This window comes from Micrococcus sp. HMSC31B01, assembly GCF_001816085.1.
In the GTDB taxonomy this organism is placed as follows: domain Bacteria; phylum Actinomycetota; class Actinomycetes; order Actinomycetales; family Micrococcaceae; genus Micrococcus; species Micrococcus luteus.
On the sequence record NZ_KV825192.1, the window covers coordinates 1 to 5973 of the forward strand.

Annotated in this window: 7 protein-coding genes and 1 riboswitch; of the genes, 3 read left to right on the forward strand and 4 right to left on the reverse strand. The window is 73.2% G+C overall.

The features are described 5' to 3' along the window. Nucleotides 1-656 (forward strand): MFS transporter (locus HMPREF3105_RS07830; protein ID WP_141762466.1); only part of this gene is annotated, 656 nt, incomplete at its 5' end. Between the two features lie 210 nt (nt 657-866). Here HMPREF3105_RS07830 and HMPREF3105_RS07835 read toward each other — a convergent pair. Next, nucleotides 867-1070: a cold-shock protein gene (locus HMPREF3105_RS07835; RefSeq protein ID WP_010080175.1), complete on the reverse strand. Its 204-nt coding sequence runs from the start codon at nt 1068-1070 to the stop codon at nt 867-869. 238 nt (nt 1071-1308) lie between these two features. Further along, nucleotides 1309-1833: a flavin reductase family protein gene (locus HMPREF3105_RS07840; RefSeq protein WP_070709121.1), complete on the reverse strand. Its 525-nt coding sequence runs from the start codon at nt 1831-1833 to the stop codon at nt 1309-1311. 73 nt (nt 1834-1906) lie between these two features. Further along, a riboswitch (SAM riboswitch) is annotated at nt 1907-2026 on the reverse strand. Nucleotides 2027-2222: 196 nt separating this feature from the next. On the opposite strand from HMPREF3105_RS07840, the gene HMPREF3105_RS13565 reads away from it, so the two are divergent. Continuing rightward, nucleotides 2223-2837: a hypothetical protein gene (locus tag HMPREF3105_RS13565; protein WP_241252118.1), complete on the forward strand. Its 615-nt coding sequence runs from the start codon at nt 2223-2225 to the stop codon at nt 2835-2837. 47 nt (nt 2838-2884) lie between these two features. Here the strand turns inward: HMPREF3105_RS13565 and HMPREF3105_RS07855 are convergent, their stop codons facing one another. After that, entirely contained in the window at nt 2885-3253 is a 369-nt protein-coding gene (locus HMPREF3105_RS07855; protein ID WP_002855797.1) for an RNA-binding S4 domain-containing protein, read from the reverse strand. Nucleotides 3254-3263: 10 nt separating this feature from the next. After that, on the reverse strand, nt 3264-4580 hold the full coding sequence (gene hisD / locus HMPREF3105_RS07860) for a histidinol dehydrogenase (protein ID WP_070709126.1): 1317 nt from the start codon (nt 4578-4580) through the stop codon (nt 3264-3266). A gap of 134 nt (nt 4581-4714) precedes the next feature. Here hisD and HMPREF3105_RS07865 point away from each other — a divergent pair. Further along, nucleotides 4715-5973 (forward strand): mechanosensitive ion channel family protein (locus HMPREF3105_RS07865; protein ID WP_070709128.1); only part of this gene is annotated, 1259 nt, incomplete at its 3' end.

Consider the following 5973-nt stretch of genomic DNA (forward strand, 5'->3'; position numbering starts at 1 on the left):
CCCCGCCGCTGCCCGGGGCGCCGCCGCCGGCCACCGGCCCCGTCGGCGGGCGACGACGGCGGGACACCTCGCCCCTGCCGGCCACGGTCTGGTTCTTCGCGGCGATCGCGTTCCTCACCGGCCTGGGCATGCAGGCCACGAACACCTACCTGCCGCTTTTCGCGGTCGAGACGCTGGGAATGACGCTCGTGGCCGGCGGCGCCGCGGCGGCCGTGTCCGGGGTGGTGGGGGTGCTCTCCCGGATCGGGTGGAGCCGGCGGATGAGCTCCGGAGACCGGCCCACCACCCTGCTGGCCGTGATCTGCCTGGGTGCGGTGGCCGGCGTCGCGGTGTTCCTCGCCGCGGACCTGCTGGACCTGCCGGCCCTGCTGTGGGTGGGCGCCGCGGTGCACGGCCTGACGGTGCTGGGCGCCAACGTGGTGATCAACGCGGGCCTGTTGAGCGAGGTGCCGGCCGAGCGGCTGGGCCGTGCGACCGGGGCGAACTCGATGGGCATGTACGCCGGCTTCGCCCTGGGCCCGCTGCTGATGGGCCTGCTGCGCGACGTCACGGGCGACTACCGGGCCGGCTTCGCGGTCGTCGCGGCCGGGTATCTGCTGGCCCTGGGCGTGGTGCTGCTGTTGCGTCGCCACGTGGGTCGGCGGGGCGCGGCCTGACGCGCAGGGCCAGGACGAGGCCCACCCCGGAGGACCGCGCCTCAGCGACATCACCGCAGTGCAGCCCTGCGGTGATGTCGCAGCGCCGCGGTCGAACGGGCGTACGGCGGAGTGCGGCGCAGTGCGCGGCGGGGCGTGGACGCCTGACACACGACGACGCCCCCGGTCCGTGTGGACCGGGGGCGTCGGAAGCCGTGCGTCAGGCGAAGATCAGAGCTTCGTCACGTTGGCGGCCTGGAGGCCCTTGGGGCCGTCCTGGGTCTCGAACTCGACGCGGTCGTTCTCCTGGAGCTCCTTGAAGCCGTTGCCCTGGATGGCGGAGAAGTGCACGAACACGTCCGCGGAGTTGTCCTCGGGGGCGATGAAGCCGTAGCCCTTCTCAGCGTTGAACCACTTGACAGTACCGACAGCCATGATGGTGTCCTTTCGATGTGCCCCCGCGGTGCGGTGGCGGTGTTGGACCGCGGCCCGGATGTGGGACGCGGGTGAAGCGGCGAGACTGAACCGCTTGCCCAACACTCATCGACGCCGGCGATGCCGGGCTGACGAGCAGTGAAGATGGCGGGATACAGCTTGATCAACTTCAGGCTCCATCATTGCACGGATCTCGCCGACCGGGAACCAGGGGCCCGATTGTTCACCTGGAGTTCGCTCAGAGCGCGCGCAGGCCGTGGAAGAGATTGCGGTGCAGGGCGGCCGGGGGAGCGGCGTCCGTGTGATCCGCGAAGGCCGTCACCTCCAGCAGCACCACCGTGTGGTCGCCCGCCGGGACCTCGGCGTGCACCCGCGTCTCGAGCCAGAGCGAGGAGCCCCCGAACAGCAGGGCGTCGTGCGGGCTGCGGTGCACGTCGAGACCGGCGAAGCGGTCGCCCTCGCGGGAGGCCAGCTGGCGGCACAGCGGCGTCTGGTCCGCCGCGAGCAGGGAGACGCCGATCGCCCCGGCCCGGCGCAGGCGCGGCCAGGTGCGGGAGCTGTTCTGCGCGGAGAAGGACACGAGGGCCGGCTCCCAGGAGATGCCCACGCCGAAGGAGGAGGAGACCATCACCTCGGGGACGCCGTCGGCGAGGCCTGCCAGCGCGACGACCCCGGTGGGGAAGGCCGAGAGGCCGGAGCGGAGGTTGCCGAGGGACAGGTCGGTGTCCCACGTGGCGGTGTGGGGTTCGTGGGTCAGGGTCATGGCGCGCGTCCTCTTCCGATGACTGACGCGGCTCCGCAGACGGCGGGAACGCGGATCGCCCGGATCCGCGGAGGCGCGGTACTTGCCCGTCGGGGTGTCCGAGGGGCCGAATCATCACCTGGAGCACCCCACTACTGCGTGAGAGGGTTGCCGTCCCGCCGGCCAGGGCCGTGAATGACGGGAACTCGTGATTCTGGGGTCAGCCTACGGAGGGGTCCGTGGGGCGGTCAAAGCGCCGCGGTCGCGCGGCGTCATCCGAGCTGCCCGATGTGATGCTTGACACACCGCGCATCCCCAGTCAGGATCAAGCCACTCGAGAGGGGGGGAGCTCGAGACCGCGGCCCGCGGCCCCCGCAGACGGTTCTCTTGGAAGGGATCGGATCATGCGGATGGACATCAAGAAGAAGCGTGCGGCATTGTCGGCCGCCGTGGTCGTCGCGGCTCTCCTCGGCACCGCCATCTCGGGATGCTCCGCTTCCCCGGGCAGCGTCTCCTCCACCGCGAAGGCCTCCACCGCTGCGGCGTCCTCCGTCACCCCGACGTCAGCGGCCCCCTCGGCAACCCGGTCGGCCTCCGCCACCGGTTCGTCCGCGTCGTCACCCGCCGGTGAAGAAGCACTCCCCGCCGCGCTGTTCGAGGAGGACGGGATGACGTTGGTCGAGTACACGCGCCGGCATCCGGATGCGGACCATCTCGACCCGGAGAAGGAGTCCGTCCTGGAGGAGGCGGTCGGGACGGGCACACAACAGATCACCGTGGACGCTCAACAGGGTGCGGTCCTTCGGGTCATCGTGCTGTGTCCTTCGGATGCCACCGGTGAGACGGAGATCCTGACCTCACGGGGTGGCGGGGGAACGAAGACCTGGATGGCCGGATCGGAGGCGCTGTGCGGCGGCTGGTCGGCGGCGACTCCCCCCGTGGATGAGGCGGGGCCGATGACGTTCACCGTCACGGTGGACAACGACAAGCCGTTCCGGATGGTGCTGACCGCACCCTCCGCATGAGGCCGCCATCACGACGGCGGATGACGGCGCGGGGAGGACTGAGTCGCTCAGCGTCGGTCGCGGCCGCGCAGCGCGTCCAGCTGCCGGCGGTCCCGTTTGGTGGGCCGGCCCGCGCCCCGCTCGCGGTACGGCACCGCGAGCAGCTCACGCGGCACGGGCGGCGGGGAGTGGTCCACGTACTGCTGCCGGGCCACGGGGGCACCCACCCGCTTGGCGATCAGCCCCGTGACCTCGAGGATCCGCTCGCGTCCGTCCTGGCGCACCCGCACCCGGTTCCCGACGACGACGGGCGTCGCCGCCTTCACGGGCTCGCCGTCGATGCGCACGTGGCCTGCGCGCACCGCCGCCGTCGCGGCGGACCTGGTCTTGTACAGCCGCACGGCCCACAGCCACGCGTCGATGCGGACGCCGCTCACGCCCGCCCCCTCACGCGAAGCGGGCGCGGATCGCGGCGCCGTGCGCGGGCAGGCGCTCGTCCTCGGCCAGCACGCCGATCCCGTCCGCGACCTCCTCGAGCCCGGTCTCCGTGTAGCGGATGCGCTGCTGCAGGCGCAGGAACGTCACCGTGTTCAGACCGGAGGAGTGCCGGGCCGTCCCCGAGGTGGGGAGCACATGGTTGGACCCGGCCGAGTAGTCGCCCAGCGGCACGGGGGCGTGCGGGCCCACGAACACGGCGCCGGCGTTGCGGATGCGCCCCACGAGGGCCTCGGGGTCGCGCGTCTGGATCTCGAGGTGCTCGGTGGCGTAGCGGTCGGAGACCTCCACGGCCTGGTCCATGTCCCGCACCAGCAGCACGCCAGACTGGGGGCCGGTGAGGGCCTCGCGGATCTGATCCTCGTGGAACGCCCCGGGCACCTGCGCCTCGATCGCCGCCTGCACGTCCCGGAGCAGGTCCTCGGAATCGGTGATGAGCACGGAGGCGGCCAGCGGGTCGTGCTCGGCCTGGCTGATCAGGTCCGCGGCCACCCAGTCGGCGCGGGCGGTGCCGTCCGCGATCACGGCGATCTCGCTCGGCCCGGCCTCGGCGTCCACGCCGATCACGCCCTGCAGCGCGCGCTTCGCGGCGGCCACGTACACGTTGCCGGGCCCCGTCACCAGGTCGACGGGCGCGCAGAGCCACCCGCCGTCGTCGTCCTGGACGCCGTGCGCCAGCATGGCCACGGCCTGGGCGCCGCCGGCCGCGTAGACCTCGTCCACACCCAGCAGCGCGCACGCGGCGAGCACGGTGGGGTGGGGCAGGCCGCCGTGGTCCCGCTGCGGGGGCGAGGTCACCGCGAGGCTCCCCACGCCGGCCGCCTGCGCGGGCACCACGTTCATCACCACCGAGGAGGGGTACACGGCGCGGCCGCCGGGCACGTACAGGCCCACGCGGCCCACGGGGAGCCAGTGGTTCTCGACGACGGCGCCCTCGCCCAGCTCGACCGTCGAGTCCTGGGGGTGCTGGGCGGCGTGCACGAGCCGGGCCCGGCGGATCGACTCCTCCAGCGCCGCGCGCACCCGCGGGTCGAGCCCGGCCAGGGCGGCCTCGAGCGCCTCCGCGGGCACGCGCAGGGCGGGCGGACGGACGCCGTCGAACCGCTCGGCCAGCTCCAGCAGGGTCTGCTCGCCACCGTGGCGGACCTGCTCGATGATCGGGGCGACCACCGGCACCACGGAGGACACGTCCACGTTCGCCCGCGGGATGATGCGGGACAGGTCCGCGGTGGCGGTGTCGAGCGGGCGCAGGTCGGTGACGGAGAGCACGGATTCCTCCAGAGGGGCGGCGGCGGGCCGGCGGGACGGGGCACGACGACGGCCGGGCCCGGACCGCGCGGACGGTCAGGCTCCATTGTGCTCTTCTCCGGGGCGCGTCCGGGGGCGGGTGTCAGACTGTCGTCATGGTCCTCCCCGTCCTGCCCGCCCTCGCGACCCCGCCCCTGCTGACCGCCCTGGACCGCCTCCTGGCGGGCGAGACCGTGCCGACCGGGGTGGAGGGGGACATCCAGGACGGGGCGGCCGCCACCACCCGGGCCTTCGGCGTGGAATGGGGGACGCTGCTGACCGTGCTGATGGCGTTCGCGATCGGCGCGGCGGTCGTGTACCTGGCCCTGCAGGTGGCACGCGTCGTGCTCGTGCGCCGCCCCGCGTTCCAGCACGGCGCCGCCCGGCTGAGCCTGCCGGCCGCCGTCGCCGCCGGCCTGCTGGCCTCCCGGATCTGGCTCGGGGTCATGGCCGAGGAGCAGACCTGGTACCGGCCGGCGTCGTTCCTCTTGCTCATCGCCGTGGCCGCGGCGGTCGCATGGGCCGCGTGGCGCCTGGTCGGCGTGATCGAGAAGGGGATCCTCGGCCGCTACCAGGAGACCAGCGTCGAGCACCGCCGCGAGCGACGCATCCGGACGCAGACCATCCTGATCCGGCGCATCCTCAACGCGGTGATCGTGGTGGTGGCCGTCGCCGTGGTCCTGCTGGGGGTGCCCGAGGTGCGCTCGCTCGGGGCCGGTCTGCTCGCCTCCGCCGGTGTGATCTCGGTGATCGCCGGCCTGGCCGTGCAGTCCACGCTGACCAACGTGTTCGCCGGCTTCCAGCTCGCCTTCACGGACGCGATCCGGGTGGGCGACGTGGTGGACATGGAGGGCGTGTTCGGCACCGTCGAGGAGATCACCCTGTCCAACGTGGTGCTCAAGCTCTGGGACGGTCGCCGCATGGTCTACCCGTCCTCGCACTTCACCACCCAGCCGTTCGAGAACTGGACGCGGGTGGGCACCGAGGTCTCCGGCGTCGTGGAGCTGGACGTGGACTGGCGCGTGCCCATGGACGTGCTGCGCGCACGACTCACCCAGCTGCTCGAGTCCACGGACCTGTGGGACGGACGCGAACACGCGCTGCAGGTGACCGACGCGACCGGCGGCGTCGTGCGCATCCGCGCCGTGGTCTCCGCCCGCAACTCCGGCGACCTCTGGGACCTGCGCTGCCTCGTGCGCGAGGACCTCGTGGCCTTCCTGCGCCACGAGCACCCCGAGGGCATCGTGGTGCAGCGCATGGTGGTCCGGCACCCCGCCCACGACGACGCGGCGCCCGCCTCCGAAGGCTCCGACGCGGGGGCCCGCGGTGGCGACCGGACGGGTGAGCCGGGCCCGGACGGCTCCGGGGTGGCGGC

What these genes read in the sequence shown, in the direction of transcription:
- HMPREF3105_RS07835 (WP_010080175.1), bottom strand. Translation starts at nt 1,070, where the DNA reads ATGGCTGTCGGTACTGTCAAGTGGTTCAACGCTGAGAAGGGCTACGGC.
- HMPREF3105_RS13565 (WP_241252118.1), top strand. Translation starts at nt 2,223, where the DNA reads ATGGACATCAAGAAGAAGCGTGCGGCATTGTCGGCCGCCGTGGTCGTC.
- HMPREF3105_RS07840 (WP_070709121.1), bottom strand. Translation starts at nt 1,833, where the DNA reads ATGACCCTGACCCACGAACCCCACACCGCCACGTGGGACACCGACCTG.